The organism is Variovorax atrisoli 110B (assembly GCF_000382045.1).
GTDB classification, from domain to species: Bacteria; Pseudomonadota; Gammaproteobacteria; order Burkholderiales; family Burkholderiaceae_C; genus Variovorax; species Variovorax atrisoli.
This window is the reverse complement of record NZ_KB907454.1, coordinates 14,536-31,488: the sequence shown is the minus strand read 5'-3', so window position 1 is coordinate 31,488 and position 16,953 is coordinate 14,536. Positions and strand designations below refer to the sequence as shown.

Below are 16,953 nucleotides of genomic sequence, written 5' to 3'. Positions count from 1 at the left end.
CCCCGCTTGCCGCCGGTCAACTTCCGTCTGACTAGTTGGTCTTTGCGCCGCCCTGGAACCAGCGGCCGATGAGTGCCCGCTCTTCGTCGGTGATGCCCGTGGCGTTGTTCATCGGCATGATCTTGGTGACCACCACCTGCTGGTAGATGGCCTGGGCGTGGGCAGCAACCTGCTCGGGCGAATCAACCCGCACGTTCTTCATCTGCACGGCGGGGCCGTGGCACATGAAGCAGCGCTGCTCGAGCACCTTCTGCACGTCCTTGAACTGCACCGCGGGTGCGGCGGCAGCCACCGCGGGCGCGGCGACCGGCTCGGGCTTCATCCAGACGATGGTCAGGCCCAGCACCACGATGCCCACCAGCGCGTAAGGCAGCGGATTGCCCGCATTGCCCAGCTTGAAGCGGTGCCGCACCACGAAGAACTGGCGGATGGCCGCGCCGCCGAGCATGATCAGCAGCAGCACGATCCAGTTGTACTTGTGCGTGTAGGCGAAACTGTAGTGGTTGCTCAGCATCGCGAACAGCACCGGCAGCGTGAAGTAGGTGTTGTGAACGCTGCGCTGCTTGCCACGCTGGCCGTGCACCGGGTCGACCGGCTTGCCTTCGCGCAGCGCCGCCACGTTCTTGCGCTGGCCGGGGATGATCCAGAAGAACACGTTGCCGCTCATGGTCGTGGCCATCATGGCGCCCACCAGCAGGAAGGCCGCGCGGCCGGCGAACCACTGGCAGGCCAGCCAGGTCGCGAAGGCGATGAAGACGGCGATCAGCACGCCGACGATGGTGTCGCCGTGCTTGCGTCGCCCGAAGATCTGGCAGATGCCGTCGTAGACCATCCAGAACACGACGAAGAAGGCCAGCGCCACCGCGATGGCGGCGCCGGGCTGCCAGTCCATCTTCGACTTGTCGATGAGGTAGGTGCTCGCGTTCCACAGGTACGACATCGTGAAGAGCGAGAAACCCGTGATCCAGGTGGAGTAGCTCTCCCAGTACGACCAGTGCAGGTGGTCCGGCAGCTTCTTGGGCGCCAGCGCGTACTTCTGCATGTTGTAGAAGCCGCCGCCGTGCACGGCCCATTGCTCGCCGCCCACGCCCTTGTCGAGCGATTCCTGGTCCTGCGGCTTCTCGAGGCTGTTGTCCAGCATCACGAAGTAGAAGGAGGCGCCGATCCAGGCGATGGCGGTGATGACGTGGACCCAGCGCAGCAGCAGGTTGGCCCAGTCGAGGTAGTAGCTTTCCATATGCTTCTCTCTCAACCCGATTGGCGCGTGGGGACGCCAGGAACGGGTTTCAGCCTGCTCACCACCGCGGGCGCTGTAAGCAGAGAAAGTGCCGCGAACGCAGGCTCCATGGAAAGATGGGCCTCGCTCCGCTGCGGCTTGTTGTGGACCGAAAGTGTATACAGTTTTGGCAAGAGACGGGGTGCTTTTTTAGGGCGCGACCGCCGGGAAAACCCTGTTCAGCCCAGCGATTGCAACAACTGTGCCGCCACCGCCACGGCGATGACCTCCGGCTCCTTGCCCGTGATGCCGGGCACGCCGATCGGGCAGGTGATGCGGGCCAGTTCGTCCGCCGTGAAGCCGCGCGCCTCCAGCCGGTGGCTGAAGGTGGCCCACTTGGTCTTGCTGCCGATCAGTCCGACGTAGGGCAGGTCGTTTCGCTCGCGCAGGCGCTTCAAGCAGGCGATGACGATGTCGAGGTCTTCGGCGTGGCTGAAGCTCATGATGAGCACGCGGCTGCCCGGCGCGAGCGCGGTAACGGCGTCCTGCACCGGCTCGGAGTGCTCGGTGTCGATCTGCACGGGCAGTTCGTCGGGGAAGACGCCGTCGCGGCTGTCGATCCAGCGCACCGAGAACGGCAGCGTCGAAAGCAGCCGGGCGAGCGCCGCGCCCACGTGCCCGCCGCCGAAGAGGGCCACGGGCTCGAGCTGCGCGACCAGAACCTGCTGCAGCCTCGGCGCATCGGCGGCAGTGATGCGCTCGTAGGAGAGGAACATCACCCCGCCGCAGCACTGGCCCAGGCTGGGCCCGAGCGGATAGCGCTGGATGCCGTCGAACGGCTTGCGCGTGCCGGCCAGCAGCTCGCGCGCTTCCCTGGTCGCCTGGAACTCCAGCTGCCCGCCGCCGATGGTGGCGGTGAGGCCCTCGGCCCACACGGCCATCCAGGTCCCGGCCTCGCGCGGCGCCGAGCCCTGCGTGGACTCGACGCGCACCAGCACCGCGTCTTCGTGGCGCAGGCGCGCCAGCAATTGATCGACCGCACCGCTCATCGTCATCGATACCTTCGGTTGCCGGGCGCGCGACGACTCACGGTATAAACCCGGCCATGAATCGCCAGCTTACGCCTCGCCGCCTCGCACTTGCAGCTTCTGTTGTTTCGGCCCTGTGGCTCGCAGGCTGCGGTTCCACCGGGTCGGTTCCCGGCCAGTTGAGCGGGGCCAGCGCCGATGTCGGGGCCGGGCCGGTGCCGTCCGCATCCAGCGCTTCTTCCGCGCGCGCCTATCGCCGCGATGCCGCGCGCCATGTCTACGACGCCAACCGCTCGCGCATCTACAAGGGACAGCTGCCGCCGGTGCTGTATGCGGTCGGCACGCTCGAGGTGAACATCGACGCGGGCGGCAATGTGCGTTCGATGCACTGGCTGCGCGCGCCCAAGCATGCGCCCGAAGTGATCGCCGAGATCGAGCGCACGGTGCTGAAGGCGTCGCCCTTCCCTCCGGCAACGCGCCTGGGTTCCGTCACCTGGACGGACACCTGGCTGTGGGACGAGAGCGGACGCTTCCAACTCGACACCCTGACCGAAGGCCAGCAACAAGGCGACTGACGCCCGGCTCAGGAGCCGCGGTAGGTGGAGTAGCTCCACGGGCTCACGAGCAGCGGCACGTGGTAGTGCTGGTCGGTGTGGGCCACGCCGAAGTCCAGCGAGACCTTGTTCAGGAAGTTCGGCTCCGGCAGCTTGACGCCCAGGGCCTTGAAGTAGCCGGCCACGTCGAACACCAGGCGGTAGGTGCCGACCTTCAGCGAGTTGTTGTCGTAGAGCGGCCCGTCGCTGCGGCCGTCCGAATTCAGCGTGAAGCGCTTCACCAGCGTGGCGGCTTCGCCGTCGGTGGTGTAGAGCGCGACCTCCATGCCGGCCGCGGGGCCGCCATGCATCGTGTCCAGTACGTGAGTGCTCAGGCCCATGGGGCGCTCCTTGAAAGTCCGAAGAACTCGGATCGGTGGGTGCGGGAAATTCCGGTGGACAAAAGTGTATACAGTTACCGGCTTTGGGTCTATCATGAAAAACATGGAGTCCTCCACCACCCGTTCGATCGTCGATGCCCTCACGAAGGCCATCGTCGAGCACCGGCTTCAGCCCGGCACCAAGCTGGCCGAGCAGAAGCTGGCCGATCACTTCGGCGTCTCGCGCACGCTGGTGCGCCAGGCGCTGTTCCAGCTCTCGCAGAACAAGCTCATCCGGCTGGAGCCCGCGCGCGGCGCCTTCGTGGCGGCGCCCGCGGTCGACGAGGCCAAGCAGGTGTTCGCCGTGCGCCGCATGCTCGAGGCCGAGATGACGCGCGAGTTCGTGCGCACCGTCACGCCCGCCAAGATCAAGGCGCTGAAGGAGCACGTGGCGCTGGAGAAGTCCGCCGTGTCGGGCGAAGACGTTTCCGGGCGCACCGAGCTGCTCGGCGACTTCCACGTGCGCATGGCCGAGCTCATGGGCAACCAGGTGCTGGCGCAGATCCTGGGCGAGCTCATCTCGCGCTGCGCCCTCATCACGCTGATGTACCAGAGCGCCAGCGCGGCCGAGCACTCCAACGACGAGCACGCCGACATCGTGAAGGCCCTGGCGGCACGCGACGAGGAGCGCGCCGTGCGCCTCATGACCGAACACCTCGAGCACGTCGAGGCCAACCTCACCTTCGACCGCAAGGTCCCGACCAACGACATCTCGCTGGCGCTGTCCTGATCCACACAATGACCGTCTACGACTCCACCCTGCCCTACCCGCGCGACCTGATCGGCTACGGCCGCAACCCGCCCCATGCCCGCTGGCCCGGCGGCGCGCGCGTCGCCGTGCAGTTCGTGCTGAACTACGAGGAAGGCGGCGAGAACGCCACGCTGCACGGCGACGCGGGCTCCGAGCAGTTCCTCTCCGAGATGTTCAACCCGGCGAGCTTTCCCGACCGGCACATCAGCATGGAAGGCATCTACGAGTACGGCTCGCGCGTGGGCGTGTGGCGCATCCTGCGCGAGTTCGAGAAGCGCGGACTGCCGCTGACCGTGTTCGGCGTGGGCATGGCGCTGCAGCGCCACCCCGAACTGACCGCTGCCTTCAAGGAACTGGGCCACGAGATCGCCTGCCACGGCTGGCGCTGGATCCACTACCAGAACATCGACGAGGCCACCGAGCGCGAGCACATGCGCCTGGGCATGGAAGCCATCGAGAAGCTCACCGGCGAGCGCGCCGTGGGCTGGTACACCGGCCGCGACAGCCCCCGCACCCGCCGCCTCGTGGCCGACTACGGCGGCTTCGAGTACGACAGCGACTACTACGGCGACGACCTGCCCTTCTGGATGAAGGTGCAGAAGACCGACGGCACCGTGGTGCCGCAGCTCATCGTGCCCTACACGCTCGACTGCAACGACATGCGCTTCGCGCTGCCCCAGGGCTACTCGCACGCCGACCCGTTCTTCCAGTACATGAAGGACAGCTTCGACGCGCTCTACGCCGAAGGCGACCCGGACGGCGACGACAGCCCCAAGATGATGAGCATCGGCATGCACTGCCGCCTGCTCGGACGGCCGGGGCGCATCACCGCGCTGCAGCGTTTCCTCGACCACATCGCCAGCCACGACAAGGTGTGGGTCTGCCGCCGCGTCGACATCGCGCGCCACTGGAAGCAGGCGCATCCCTTTGAAGCCGGAGCCGCATCATGAGCCTCACCATCGCCCAACTCAACGCCGCGGCGCCGGCCGAGGCCGTCGCACTGCTCGACGGCATCTACGAGCATTCGCCCTGGATCGCGGAACGTGCGCTCGCTGCGCGCCCCTTCCGCTCGCTGCCGCACCTCAAGCACGCGCTGGTGCAGGCGCTGGCCGCCTCGTCGGCCGAAGAGCAGGTCGGCCTGATCCGCGCCCACCCCGAGCTCGCCGGCAAGGCCATGGTCAGCAAGACGCTCACCGCCGAATCGACCAACGAGCAGAGCAAGGCCGGCCTGACCGACTGCACGCCCGAGGAGTTCGCGAAGATCCAGCAGCTCAACGCGGACTACAACGCGAAGTTCGGCTTCCCCTTCATCCTCGCCGTGCGCGGCCCGCGCGGCACCGGGCTGGCCAAGCGCGAGATCATCGAGACCTTCGCGCGCCGGCTGCACAACCACCCCGACTTCGAACTCGGCGAGGCGCTGCGCAACATCCACCGCATCGCCGAGATCCGCCTGGACGACAAGTTCGCCGCCGACATCACGCTCGGCAACGACGTGTGGGACTGGCACGAGCAGCTCTCGGTGCACACCGACCCCGGCTATGCCGAGAAGGGCCAGCTCACCGTCACCTACCTGACCGACGCGCACCGCGCCTGTGCCGCGCAGATCGCGGGCTGGATGCGCGACGTGGGCTTCGATTCGGTGCACATCGACGCGGTCGGCAACGTGGTCGGCCGCTATGAAGGCGCCACGCCCGACGCCAGGACCCTGCTGACCGGCTCCCACTACGACACCGTGCGCAACGGCGGCAAGTACGACGGCCGCCTCGGCATCTTCGTGCCGATGGCCTGCGTGCGCGAACTCAAGCGCCAGAACAGGCGCCTGCCCTTCGCCTTCGAGGTGGTGGGCTTCGCCGAGGAGGAAGGCCAGCGCTACAAGGCGACCTTCCTGGGCTCGGGCGCGCTCATCGGCCACTTCGACCCGCGCTGGCTCGACCAGAAGGACGCCGACGGCATCACCATGCGCGAGGCCATGCAGCATGCGGGCCTGAAGCTGGAAGACATCCCGAAGATCCAGCGCGATCCGGCACGCTACCTCGGCTTCGTCGAGGTGCACATCGAGCAGGGGCCGGTGCTCACCGAGCTCGACCTGCCACTGGGCATCGTCACCTCCATCAACGGCAGCGTGCGCTACGTGGGCGAGGTGATCGGCATGGCCAGCCACGCCGGCACCACGCCGATGGACCGCCGCCGCGACGCGGCGGCGGCCGTGGCCGAGCTGATCCTCTACACCGAGCAGCGCGCGGCCAAGGACGGCGACTCGGTCGGCACGGTCGGCATGCTCGAAGTGCCGAGCGGCTCGATCAACGTGGTGCCGGGACGCTGCAAGTTCAGCCTCGACCTGCGCGCGCCCAACGACGCGCAGCGCGACGCGCTGGCCAGCGACGTGGTCGCGGCGCTGAAGGACATCTGCAACCGCCGCGGCGTGCGCTACGAGCTCGAGGAAACGATGCGCGCATCCGCCGCCCCGAGCGATCCTGCCTGGCAGCAGCGCTGGGAGAAGGCCGTCGACGCGCTGGGCATCCCGCTCTTCCGCATGCCCAGCGGCGCAGGCCACGACGCCATGAAGCTGCACGAGGTGATGCCGCAGGCGATGCTGTTCGTGCGCGGCATCAACTCGGGCATCAGCCACAACCCGCTCGAGTCGAGCACCAACGACGACATCCAGCTCGCCGTGCAGGCCTTCCAGCTCCTGCTGGAAAACCTCGCCGCTGAATGAGCTCACCCCCTCGAGGGAGTAACACCGGTGGCCCGGCAAGGCCGGTTCCACGGTGTTTCGCGAAAAGAATTCTCGGCAAGCGACCAGCGATCCGAAACTGAATCAGCTATTTGAAGAGGCTCTCTATGACCGATTACGCCAAGCTCGATGCCTGGATCGACGCCCACTTCGACGAGGAAGTGAAGTTCCTTCAGCAACTGGTGCAGGTGCCCACAGACACGCCGCCGGGCAACAACGCGCCCCATGCCGAGCGCACCGCCGAGCTGCTGAACGACTTCGGCCTCACGGCCGAGAAGCACGCGGTGCCCGCGCAGGAAGTGAAGGACTACGGGCTCGAGTCGATCACCAACCTGATCGTGCGCCGCAAGTACGGCGACGGCGGAAGAACCGTCGCCCTCAATGCCCACGGCGACGTGGTGCCCCCCGGCGAGGGCTGGACGCACGACCCGTATGGCGGCGAGATCGTCGACGGCAGCCTCTACGGCCGTGCTGCGGCGGTGAGCAAGAGCGACTTCGCCAGCTTCACCTTCGCGCTGCGCGCGCTCGAAGCGGTGGCCAAGCCGGCCAAGGGCAGCATCGAGCTGCACTTCACCTACGACGAGGAGTTCGGCGGCATCCTGGGCCCGGGCTGGCTGCTCCAGAAGGGCCTGACCAAGCCTGACCTGATGATCGCGGCGGGCTTCAGCTACGAAGTGGTCACCGCGCACAACGGCTGCCTGCAGATGGAAGTGACGGTGCACGGCAAGATGGCGCACGCCGCCGTGCCGGCCACGGGCATCGACGCGCTGCAGGGCGCGGTGAAGATCCTGAATGCGCTGTATGCGCAGAACACGGCCTACAAGCAGGTCACCTCGAAGGTCGAGGGCATCACGCACCCCTATCTCAACGTCGGCCGCATCGAGGGCGGCACCAATACCAACGTGGTTCCGGGCAAGGTGGTGTTCAAGCTCGACCGCCGCATGATCCCCGAGGAGAACCCGGTGGAAGTGGAAGCCACCATCCGCAAGGTGATCGCGGACGCGGCCGCCGAGAGCGAAGGCATCACGGTCGAGATCAAGCGCCTGCTGCTGGCCAACTCGATGAAGCCGCTGGCGGGCAACAAGCCGCTGGTCGACGCGATCCAGAAGCACGGCGGAGAGCTTTTCGGCGAGCCGATCAAGGCCATGGGCACGCCGCTGTACACCGACGTGCGCCTGTACGTGGAAGCCGGCATTCCCGGCGTGATCTACGGTGCCGGCCCGCGCACCGTGCTCGAATCGCACGCCAAGCGCAGCGACGAGCGCGTGGTGCTCGAAGACCTGCGCCGCGCCACCAAGGTGGTCGCGCGCACGCTCAGCGACCTGCTGGCCTGACCCACTGAAGAGGCGGGCCGTTCAGCCCGCCGGAACGGGCGCGGGTGCCGCTGCGGACGGAGGCGCCGAGCGGGCGGCGGCCCACGCCATCACCTCGGCCAGCGGCGCAGGCCGCGCGAGGTGATAGCCCTGCACCAGTCCGCAGCCCAGGCTGCGCAGCACGTCGAGTTCGGCCTGGGTTTCCACGCCCTCGGCGACCACCTGCACGCCCAGCGAGTGGCCGAGCTGCACGATGGCATCCACCAGCACCTCGTTGCTCGGCGAGGACGACAGGTCGAGGATGAAGCTGCGGTCGATCTTCACCTGCCGCACATATTCGCTGCGCAGCGATGCCAGCGAAGAGAAACCCACGCCGAAGTCGTCGACCACGATCGCGATGCCCGCGGCCGAAAGCGCGCTCAGCCGGCCGCGCGTTGCGTGGGTGTCGAGCGCGACCTCTTCCGTGATCTCGAGCTGCAGCCGCCGCGGCGCGATGCTGCGCAGCTTCAGCATGCCCAGCACGATGTCGTCGACCGCAAGCTGAGCCATCTCGCGCGGCGAGACGTTGATCGCCACCGGCACGCCCGCCAGGCTCGAGCCCTCGGCTTCCAGCTGCCGCATGCCGCGGCAGACTTCATCGACCAGGTGCCGCAGCAGGGGCTCGGCCACGCCGGTGCTCGCGGCCGCGGAGATCACCTCCTCCGGCGAGATGTAGCCATGGCGCGGATGCTTCCAGCGCATCAGGGCCTCGAGGCTGTGCACCTCGCTGCCGTCGCTGCTCATGATCGGCTGGTACCACACGCCGATGTCGCGCGAGCCGATGGCCTGCAGCAGGTCGCGCTCCACGTCGCGGCGCGTGGCCAGGCGCTGGTTGAGCGCGCCGTCGAAGACCTGGTAGCGGTTGCGCCCGGTGCGCTTGGCCTCGTGGAGGGCTTCGTCGGCGAAGCTGATCATGTCGGCCACCTCGGCCTCGCTCGAGACCGAGATGCCGATGCTCACGCCCAGGTGGCCGCCGTAGTGCGCCGTGGCGAACGAGATGGAACGGATCAGCGCCTGCGCGATCTCGGGCGGTGCCTGCCGCTCCTCGCGCAGGCAGTAGAGCAGCGCGAACTCGTCGCCGCCCCAGCGGCCGAGCACGGCCTGCATCTCGGCGGTCTCCCGCTGCAGCCAGTGGGCCACGTCCTGCAGCACGCGGTCGCCGACCTTGTGGCCGAAGGCGTCGTTCACAGCCTTGAAGCCGTCGAGGTCCAGCAGCAGCAGCGCGTGCCGGCGGCCGTCGGGGGCCGCGAGGTGCAGCGTTGCCGCGTCGGTGAAGCCCTCGCGGTTGAGCAGGCCGGTCAGCGAGTCGTGCGAGGCGCGGAAGGCCAGCTGCTGGGTCGCGTCCAGCGACTGCGTGTGCGCCTTGCGCAATTGCACCGCCATGGCCGTGGCTTCGTTGCGGATGCGGCTGCTTTCGCGAAAGTTCCTGTCGCTGTGCAGCGCGCCGCGCACGAGCGCCGCCAGGTACAGCAGCACCATTGCCGCCAGGCTCAGGTTGTCGAAGCCGCCCGCATAGGCCAGGCAGCCGGCCACCGAGAGCAGCGCCGGCACGATGAAGGCGACGGGCACGAATGCATAGGCGATGCCGTAGGTGACGGCCCCTGCGCAGATGCCGCACACCACCGTCAGGTAGAACACGGTCTGCGGCGACGAATAGCCGTCGCACAGCAGCGGAATGAGCGCCCACACGCAGCCCGACAAGGCGGCCATGGCCGTCGTGACCCGCAGGTGCCACTCGACCGGCCGGGCCTGCGGCGACGTCGCGACGCCGCTTTCGGGCGCCACGCCCGGCCATGGCGCGAAGGGCCAGCGGCAGATATAGCTGCGCACCCCGTTCACCATGAGCGACAGCAGCAGCCAGCACAGGCCTTCGAAGGCACGGCCGGCGTTGAGGGCGACCAGCGCCACGACGCAGCTGAGCACGATGTTGATGGGGATGGCCGCAAGCACGCTGCGGCGCACCGCCACCAACTGGTCGGTGCGCACCATGCGGAAGAGCACCTGATCGTCGACGGACGCGGTGATCGGTGAAGAAGGTGCGCTGGGAATCATGAAAGGGCACAGTTTATAGAGCGAAGGCCCTCTTCGCGCCTGGATGGTGCGTGGTGACAACGAACTTTCGTTCGAGTTTCATCAGAGCGTCATCGCCTCTGCCCAGACTCGCGGCTTTTTGCGAGGCGCGCACCCAGGTGCGCGTCGCCCCTTTCAGCCCGCCATGTCCAAGCTTCCGACCACCCCGCCTCCCTTCACGCCCGGGCTTCCGTTGCGCCGCACCCTGTTCTCCACGCTCGCCGTCGGCACCCTGATGCTCACCGGCTGCGGCGGCAGCGGCGGCAGCGGCGGCGGAGGCTCCGGCATCCCCGCATTCTTCCCCACGACGACCGGCACCCCCGCGGCGGTCGCCCCGGCTCCGGCGCCGGCACCTGCCCCCGCTGCGGCTCCGCCGGCAGCGCCCGCCCCGGCCGGCCGCTGGACCGTTGGCGACCTGCACGTCCACACGATGCAGTCGGACGACACCCAGCAGGTCACCACGCTCGACCAGGTGCTGTCCAAGGCCTTCGACAAGTTCGGCCTCGACTGGGCCGCGATCTCGGACCACCTGCGCCTGTCCTCCTACGACAACGACGGCAACAAGCTGGCCGCCTCGATCCCCTTCTCGGAAGGCATGGCCAAGTACCAGGTGCCGCGCATCAAGGCGCTGCAGGCCAGCGGCAAGTACGCCGACAAGACCATCTTCGCGGCCTTCGAATGGGACATGCCCTCGCACGACCACGGCAACGTCGGCATCCTGACCGACAACCCGATGTCCGACGCCGCCCTCAAGGCGGCGAGCCAGTTCGAATACCTCTTCACCAACCGCGACGCGGCGCTCTTCCCGGCCGCCGACGTGGCGGCCTGGGGCCCGAAAGCGGGCACCGGCTACAACACGCACGCCGAGACCCTGGCCGCGATCGCATGGCTCAAGAAGAACTACCCTGACACCAGCTACCTGCAGATCAACCACCCCTCGCGCAACCCCGGCAAGTACACGATCGCCCAGCTGCGCGAGATGAACGACCTGGCGCCTAACATCGTGTTCTCGCTCGAAGGCATGGTCGGCAACCAGATGGAGCCCGACCGCGGCGGCTACAACAGCGCCTACACCGACGCCAACCTGCCATCGCGCACCTACGGGGGCGTGGACTACCTGGTCGCCAGGCTCGGCGGCACCTGGGACGCGCTGCTCTCCGAAGGCCGCCACATCTGGAACGTGGCCGACTCCGACTACCACTTCACCATCTCGAAGGGCCAGTACAGCAGCGGCTACGCGCCGGGCGAGTACGCGAAGAACCACCTGTTCGGCGACATCAAGGACCCGAAGTCGCTGCTCGCGGCCATGCGCTCGGGCAAGCTCTTCGCGGTGAACGGCGGCCTGATCGATGCGCTCGACTTCAAGGTCCGGAGTGCCAAGGCCGCCGGCGAGATGGGCTCGGAAGTGGCGGCAAAGGCCGGCGAAGACCTGACGATCACCATCCGCTTCAAGAGCCCGGAGCGCAACAACTTCGAATACCAGCTCGGCAGCGGCATCTTCGCCAACGTGAAGCCGGTGGTCGACCACATCGACCTGATCGCGGGCGACGTGACCGGCCCCGAGCAGCCCGGCACGGCGGGCTATTCGCGCGACACCAACCCGTCGACGCGCGTGCTCAAGCGCTTCACGCGCAGCGACTGGAAGCTCGACGCCGACGGCTACTTCGCGGTGAGCTACACGGTGAAGGCCGGCAACAACCAGTACTTCCGCCTGCGCGGCACCAACCTGGGCACCGACGTGCCCAACGAGACCGCCGGCGGCGAGCCGCTGCCCGACGCGCAGACCACGGGCACCGACAACGTGGCCCGCTTCAACGCGATCAACGCGCGCAACTACAGCGACCTGTGGTTCTACTCGAACCCGGTGTTCGTGAAGGTCGCTGCACAGTAGAGCGGCGGACGAACGCCGCGCGGCCCGCGGTTCAATCGCCGGGCATGCGCGGCGGGTTCAGCTCGACGCGCCGGGCGGCCTTGGTGCGCATGCGGATGTTGAGCATCTCCACGATCAGCGAGAACGCCATCGCGAAGTACACATAGCCCTTGGGCACGTGATGGTCGAAGCCCTCGGCCACGAGCACCACGCCCACGACCACCAGGAAGGACAGCGCCAGCATCTTGATGGTCGGATGGGCCGACACGAAGCGGCCGATGGGGCCGGCGAACAGCATCATCAGCAGCACCGAGGCGATCACCGCCGCGATCATCACGCGCACGTCGTCCACCATGCCGACAGCGGTGATGATGGAGTCGAGCGAGAACACCAGGTCGATGATCATGATCTGCAGGATCACCGAAGCGAAGGTCGCCTTGACGGCGCTCTGCTTGTGCTCCTGCTCGCCTTCGAGCGACTGGTGGACCTCGCTCGTGCTCTTCCAGATCAGGAACAGCCCGCCCAGGATGAGGATCAGGTCGCGCCCCGAGATCTCCTGGTTGAAGACGGTGAAGAGCGGCGCCACCAGCCCCACGATCCAGGCTAGCACAAGCAGCAGCCCGATGCGCATGAACATGGCCATGAAAAGGCCGATGCGCCGCGCGAACTCCCGCTGGGCGAGAGGCAATTTGTCGACCAGGATCGAGATGAAGATGATGTTGTCGATCCCCAGGACCAGCTCCAGCGCGGTCAGGGTGGCGAAGGCGATCCAGACCTGAGGGTCGGTAAGAAGTTCGAGCATGGAACGGCGCGGTTGCAGCACGTGCGGCCGGCGGCCGCTGCGGGCGAGCGCATCTTACGGGTCCCCGCGCGCCGGGCGCCAGCGTCCCCTCGCCTCATGGGCCATTACGCGCCAGAGGGCCGCAACGCCGGCCGATACCGCGAGCGTCCCGTCGCTGCCGCATTCCGCAAAGAAGTCCTTGAAGGCATCGCCGGTCATCCTGGGCCACGCCAGGCGCTCAACGATTGCATACAAAAATGAGGTTCTCCATCTCATTTGAATGGCTAGTGGCCGCAGGGCGAATCAGCGAGCATGCATGCCCGGAGGCACCTGACGGCGCATCCCTCTTCCGGCATAGCCTTTAGCAGCAACGATGTGGATCGGTGCGGAAACTCAAACCATCGTTGTCGGCCCCTGATGCCGTTTTTCCCTGCGATTCGAACCTGCACGATGAACCGTTCGGCCGTCAGCCCCGAAGGCGGCCGTTCGTTCCGGCCCGCGCCATGCCCGGGTGAAGGAGCCTTGCCCCTGCCAGGTACCCCTGCCACCGCAGGTTGTGCAGGCGCTGACGCATGAGCGCACGGTTCGATGGCGCGCGAAGCGTTCGCGCCGCATGCCTCGGCCTGCTGCTCTGCGGCGCATTGGGGCTGGCCCATGCGCAGAACACCATCAAGGCCGTGTCGGGCTACGTTCAGCATGGAGCCACGGTCGTTCAGATCGATCTGGCGCAGCCGCTCGACGAGCTGCCCGGCGGATTCGCCATACAGAACCCCGCGCGCATCGCGCTCGACTTTCCCGGCATCGCCAGCGAGGTGGGCCGCGCGGCCGTCGAAGTGAACCAGGCCAACCTGCGTTCGATCAACGTCGTGCAGGCGGGAGAGCGCAGCCGGGTCGTGCTGAATCTTTGGCAACCCGCCTCATACAAGACCGAGATCCAAGGCAGTACGCTCAAGGTCACGCTGCAGTCCGCCGGCGCTACGGCCTCACCGACGCAGGCTCGCCCGCCTGCCAGCGCCAGGGCAGTGCCTGCCGGCAGCGAACCCGTCACGCTGAATTTCTTCAACGCAGACATCGAGGCGGTGGCGCGCACCATGGCGGTGGTCACCGGCCGCGACGTGGTGGTCGACCCGCGGGTGAAGGGCACGATGAACCTCGTCACCGAGCGAGCGATCCCTCCGGCCGCGGCCTTCGACCAGTTCGCCCTCGCGCTGCGACTGCGCGGCTTCGCCCTGGTGGAAGCCGAGGGGCTCTACAAGGTGGTGCCCGAGGCCAGCGCCAAGCTGCAGAGCGGCACCGTCAATACCTCGATCGGCGCCATCCCGTCGAACGCCGGCAACCAGGTCGTCACGCAGATCTTCAGGCTCAACTACGAGTCGCCGAACAACCTGCTGCCGGTGCTGCGCCCGCTGATCGCGCCGAACAACAGCATCAACGTGAACCCGGGCACCAACTCGATCGTGATCACCGACTACGCGGACAACATGCGCCGCCTCGCGCGCGTCATCGCGTCGCTGGATGTTCCGAACGCGTCCGACGTCGAAATCATCCAGCTGCGATACGCGCTCGCCACCGACATCGTACCGATGCTGCAGCGGCTGATCGACGGCGGCAGTTCGGGTGCATCGGCCTTGTCGGCCGCATCAGGCATGTCGAGCATGTCGGAGTCGCCGAATGCGGCACCCATCTCGAACGCGCCGGACACGTCGTTCCGCACCACCTTGATGGCCGACCCGCGCAGCAACTCCGTGCTCATGCGGGCGGCCAACCCGGCGCGCATGCAGCTCGTGCGCGCGCTGGTCGACAAGCTCGACCGCCCGCCGGCGGACACCGGAAGCGGCGCCGCCGGCAACATCTACGTGGTCTACCTGAAGAACGCGGACGCGGTGCGGCTCGCGGTCACGCTGCGTGCCGCGATGGCGGCGGGCCAGCAGAACGCGGCCCAGGCTGCAGGTGGCGGCGCGGCCTTGCAGGGGCAACAGCAAGCCTCGCAGGCGGGCCCGAACGGGGCAGGCCAGGGCGGCGCTTCGAGCGCGGCCGACGCGCCCCTGAACAACGCGAACCAGCCCTCCACCGGGGGTCAGATCCAGGCCGATCCGTCGACCAACTCGCTGATCATCACCGCGCCGGAGCCGCAATACCGGCAGATGCGCGCGGTGATCGACAGGCTCGACGGCCGGCGGGCCCAGGTCATGATCGAGGCGCTGATCGTCGAGGTGAACGCCAGCAAGGCCGCGAGCTTCGGCGTGCAGTGGCAGAGCGCGCTGGGCGGCAACGCCGTCATCGGCACCAATTCGAGCCTCAACAGGAACAACATCCTCGCGCTCACCCAGGCGCTGGCCACGCGCAATGCCGCCGGCGTGGCGAGCCAGATCGCGCCGGGCCTGAACATCGGCGTGGGCAGCAGGATCGGCGGACAGTACGTGCTGGGCGCCATCGCCAACTTCTTCAGCAGCGACGGCGACGCCAACATCCTGTCCACGCCCAACCTGCTGACGCTGGACAACGAGGAGGCCCGCATCGTGATCGGCCAGAACGTGCCCTTCGTTACGGGCCAGTACGCGAGCGCCGCCGGTTCGGTCGGCGTCAATCCCTTCACCACCGTGGAGCGCAAGGACGTGGGCCTCACGCTGCGCGTGCGCCCGACCATCAACGAGAACGGCACGGTGAAGCTCACCATCTTCCAGGAGGCCTCGACAGTCGACCAGAACACGGTCAACAACCAGAACGGACCGACCACCAACAAGCGCTCGATCGAGTCGAACGTGCTGGTGGAAGACGGCGGCCTGGTCATGCTCGGCGGCCTGCTCTCCGACACCTACAACAACACCATCGAGAAGGTGCCGCTGGCAGGAGACGTGCCGGTGGTGGGCAACCTATTCAAGAACGAGAACCGCACGCGCGCCAAGAGCAACCTGATGATGTTCCTGCGCCCCGCCGTGATGCGCGATGCGGAGTCCATCGAGTCCTTCTCCTACGGCCGCTACGACGAGATCCGCAGCATGCAGAAGCGCACGCAGCCGGACACCGGCAACATCATGCTGCGTGCCGTGGATGCCGCGCCGCTGCTGCCCGATGCGCCGCTGGCGCGCGCACCGAGCCGAAGCGGCAGCACGCGCATGGAGGGCACCGAACTCATCCCGCCACCGCGACCCGCCATCGATGATCGCAACCTGGCACCGCCGAGCCCGTTGCGCGGCGCGCTGCCGCCGACGGCGGACCCGGTCAGTGCGCGCGAACTGCCCTAGCACGAACCAGGTTCGCTGGCCGCCAGCGCTTCGATCCGTCAGGTGGCGATCAGGCCCTTCACGACCGCGTCCGCTGCTCGAGCACGTAGCCCTTGCCTCGCACCGTATGGAGCAGCTTCACTTGGAACGGTGAATCGAGCTTGTTGCGCAGGCGCAGTATGGCGACGTTGATCGCGTTGGTGGCGGGATCGAACTCCGTGCCCCAGACTTCGCGGGCGAGCGTATCGCGCGAGAGCACTTGACCCTGATTGCGAAGCAGCACCAGCAGCAGCACGAACTCCATCCTGGTCAGGCCGAGGTCCTTGCCGTCGCGGCAGCAGGTCGCATCGCATTCGTTGATCTCCAGATCGCCCAGCCACAGTATCGGCTGTGGGCGCGCAGCGCAGTTGCGTGCCAACGCCCTGATGCGCGACAGCAGCTGGGGCATCGTGAAAGGCTTGACCAGGTAGTCGCTCGCTCCGAGCTCCAGGCCCGCGAGGCGCACGGCAACGCTGTCGCGCTCGGTCAGAACGAGCAGGGGCGCGTTCGTCTTGCGCCGGATCGATCGCACGGCGCTCAGGCCAGCGATGCCGGGCTGCATGGAATTCAACAGAACCAGCGAATAGTCCCGCGCGAGCGCAGGCGTCGCTGCCGCGTTGGCACCGCGCGATACGTCGATGAGCAAACCCTTCTGCTGCAACGCCTGGTTCATCGAATCGCAAAAGCTGGAACGGTGATCGACGAGCAGTATTCGGGTGGCATCGATATCTTCGACGCCCTCCTTAACTCGTCCTTTTTCGGTGTCGACGATTTCACCGCTCGATGCGTGGTCGAGAGAAAGTTTTGAATCCAGAAGCCGCACGGTTTCTCCTTCCAACGCGCCAGAGTGGAGCTACCGTGTTCTTATATGTTTGCTGTAGATCATTGATCTAATTCATTACTTAGGAAGACGAT

General features: G+C 67.2%; 13 protein-coding genes. 7 read left to right on the top strand and 6 right to left on the bottom strand.

Annotation, left to right across the window (positions count from 1 at the left end; translation table 11 throughout):
- Positions 1 to 31: 31 nt before the first annotated feature.
- Positions 32 to 1,237 carry a urate hydroxylase PuuD gene (locus tag G369_RS0116305; RefSeq protein WP_019655084.1) on the bottom strand — a complete coding sequence of 402 codons (1,206 nt, stop codon included), beginning with the start codon at positions 1,235 to 1,237 and terminating at the stop codon, positions 32 to 34.
- Positions 1,238 to 1,455: 218 nt separating this feature from the next.
- Positions 1,456 to 2,265, bottom strand: coding sequence for a xanthine dehydrogenase accessory protein XdhC (xdhC, locus tag G369_RS0116300; protein WP_026346419.1), 810 nt, complete (start codon positions 2,263 to 2,265; stop codon positions 1,456 to 1,458).
- A gap of 56 nt (positions 2,266 to 2,321) precedes the next feature.
- Here xdhC and G369_RS0116295 point away from each other — a divergent pair, with 56 nt between their 5' ends.
- Entirely contained in the window at positions 2,322 to 2,819 is a 498-nt protein-coding gene (locus G369_RS0116295; protein WP_019655082.1) for a hypothetical protein, read from the top strand.
- A gap of 8 nt (positions 2,820 to 2,827) precedes the next feature.
- Here G369_RS0116295 and uraH read toward each other — a convergent pair whose 3' ends face one another.
- Positions 2,828 to 3,178 carry a hydroxyisourate hydrolase gene (uraH, locus tag G369_RS0116290; protein ID WP_019655081.1) on the bottom strand — a complete coding sequence of 117 codons (351 nt, stop codon included), beginning with the start codon at positions 3,176 to 3,178 and terminating at the stop codon, positions 2,828 to 2,830.
- Positions 3,179 to 3,272: 94 nt separating this feature from the next.
- Here uraH and G369_RS0116285 point away from each other — a divergent pair, with 94 nt between their 5' ends.
- The 4 genes from G369_RS0116285 to G369_RS0116270 all read left to right on the top strand — a co-directional run bounded on the left by G369_RS0116285 (position 3,273) and on the right by G369_RS0116270 (position 8,036).
- Positions 3,273 to 3,947 (top strand): GntR family transcriptional regulator, encoded by a 675-nt coding sequence (locus tag G369_RS0116285; protein WP_019655080.1) that lies wholly within the window; start codon positions 3,273 to 3,275, stop codon positions 3,945 to 3,947.
- An 8-nt stretch (positions 3,948 to 3,955) separates the two neighbouring features.
- The gene (puuE, locus tag G369_RS0116280; protein WP_019655079.1) at positions 3,956 to 4,918 is read left to right on the top strand and encodes an allantoinase PuuE; all 963 of its coding nucleotides are present in this window, start codon (positions 3,956 to 3,958) and stop codon (positions 4,916 to 4,918) included.
- Positions 4,915 to 6,684 (top strand): 2-oxo-4-hydroxy-4-carboxy-5-ureidoimidazoline decarboxylase, encoded by a 1,770-nt coding sequence (uraD, locus tag G369_RS0116275; protein WP_026346418.1) that lies wholly within the window; start codon positions 4,915 to 4,917, stop codon positions 6,682 to 6,684. Before puuE ends, uraD begins: the two co-directional genes overlap by 4 nt.
- A 125-nt stretch (positions 6,685 to 6,809) precedes the next feature.
- The gene (locus G369_RS0116270; RefSeq protein ID WP_019655078.1) at positions 6,810 to 8,036 is read left to right on the top strand and encodes a M20 family metallopeptidase; all 1,227 of its coding nucleotides are present in this window, start codon (positions 6,810 to 6,812) and stop codon (positions 8,034 to 8,036) included.
- Positions 8,037 to 8,057: 21 nt separating this feature from the next.
- Here the strand turns inward: G369_RS0116270 and G369_RS35865 are convergent, their stop codons facing one another.
- Complete coding sequence (locus tag G369_RS35865; RefSeq protein WP_019655077.1) at positions 8,058 to 10,106, bottom strand: putative bifunctional diguanylate cyclase/phosphodiesterase; 2,049 nt, start codon at positions 10,104 to 10,106, stop codon at positions 8,058 to 8,060.
- 163 nt (positions 10,107 to 10,269) lie between these two features.
- Between G369_RS35865 and G369_RS0116260 the strand changes: the two genes are divergently transcribed.
- Positions 10,270 to 12,015 carry a CehA/McbA family metallohydrolase domain-containing protein gene (locus G369_RS0116260; protein ID WP_019655076.1) on the top strand — a complete coding sequence of 582 codons (1,746 nt, stop codon included), beginning with the start codon at positions 10,270 to 10,272 and terminating at the stop codon, positions 12,013 to 12,015.
- 31 nt (positions 12,016 to 12,046) lie between these two features.
- Here G369_RS0116260 and G369_RS0116255 read toward each other — a convergent pair whose 3' ends face one another.
- On the bottom strand, positions 12,047 to 12,796 hold the full coding sequence (locus G369_RS0116255; RefSeq protein WP_019655075.1) for a TerC family protein: 750 nt from the start codon (positions 12,794 to 12,796) through the stop codon (positions 12,047 to 12,049).
- Between the two features lie 551 nt (positions 12,797 to 13,347).
- On the opposite strand from G369_RS0116255, the gene gspD reads away from it, so the two are divergent.
- Positions 13,348 to 16,020: a type II secretion system secretin GspD gene (gene gspD / locus G369_RS35860; RefSeq protein WP_019655073.1), complete on the top strand. Its 2,673-nt coding sequence runs from the start codon at positions 13,348 to 13,350 to the stop codon at positions 16,018 to 16,020.
- Between the two features lie 58 nt (positions 16,021 to 16,078).
- Here the strand turns inward: gspD and G369_RS0116240 are convergent, their stop codons facing one another.
- Positions 16,079 to 16,861, bottom strand: a complete 783-nt coding sequence (locus G369_RS0116240) for a winged helix-turn-helix domain-containing protein (RefSeq protein ID WP_080647843.1) — start codon at positions 16,859 to 16,861, stop codon at positions 16,079 to 16,081.
- Between the last annotated feature and the right edge of the window lie 92 nt (positions 16,862 to 16,953).

What these genes read in the sequence shown, in the direction of transcription:
- G369_RS0116305 (WP_019655084.1), bottom strand. Translation starts at nt 1,237, where the DNA reads ATGGAAAGCTACTACCTCGACTGGGCCAACCTGCTGCTGCGCTGGGTC.
- xdhC (WP_026346419.1), bottom strand. Translation starts at nt 2,265, where the DNA reads ATGAGCGGTGCGGTCGATCAATTGCTGGCGCGCCTGCGCCACGAAGAC.
- G369_RS0116295 (WP_019655082.1), top strand. Translation starts at nt 2,322, where the DNA reads ATGAATCGCCAGCTTACGCCTCGCCGCCTCGCACTTGCAGCTTCTGTT.
- uraH (WP_019655081.1), bottom strand. Translation starts at nt 3,178, where the DNA reads ATGGGCCTGAGCACTCACGTACTGGACACGATGCATGGCGGCCCCGCG.
- G369_RS0116285 (WP_019655080.1), top strand. Translation starts at nt 3,273, where the DNA reads ATGAAAAACATGGAGTCCTCCACCACCCGTTCGATCGTCGATGCCCTC.
- puuE (WP_019655079.1), top strand. Translation starts at nt 3,956, where the DNA reads ATGACCGTCTACGACTCCACCCTGCCCTACCCGCGCGACCTGATCGGC.
- uraD (WP_026346418.1), top strand. Translation starts at nt 4,915, where the DNA reads ATGAGCCTCACCATCGCCCAACTCAACGCCGCGGCGCCGGCCGAGGCC.
- G369_RS0116270 (WP_019655078.1), top strand. Translation starts at nt 6,810, where the DNA reads ATGACCGATTACGCCAAGCTCGATGCCTGGATCGACGCCCACTTCGAC.
- G369_RS35865 (WP_019655077.1), bottom strand. Translation starts at nt 10,106, where the DNA reads ATGATTCCCAGCGCACCTTCTTCACCGATCACCGCGTCCGTCGACGAT.
- G369_RS0116260 (WP_019655076.1), top strand. Translation starts at nt 10,270, where the DNA reads ATGTCCAAGCTTCCGACCACCCCGCCTCCCTTCACGCCCGGGCTTCCG.
- G369_RS0116255 (WP_019655075.1), bottom strand. Translation starts at nt 12,796, where the DNA reads ATGCTCGAACTTCTTACCGACCCTCAGGTCTGGATCGCCTTCGCCACC.
- gspD (WP_019655073.1), top strand. Translation starts at nt 13,348, where the DNA reads ATGAGCGCACGGTTCGATGGCGCGCGAAGCGTTCGCGCCGCATGCCTC.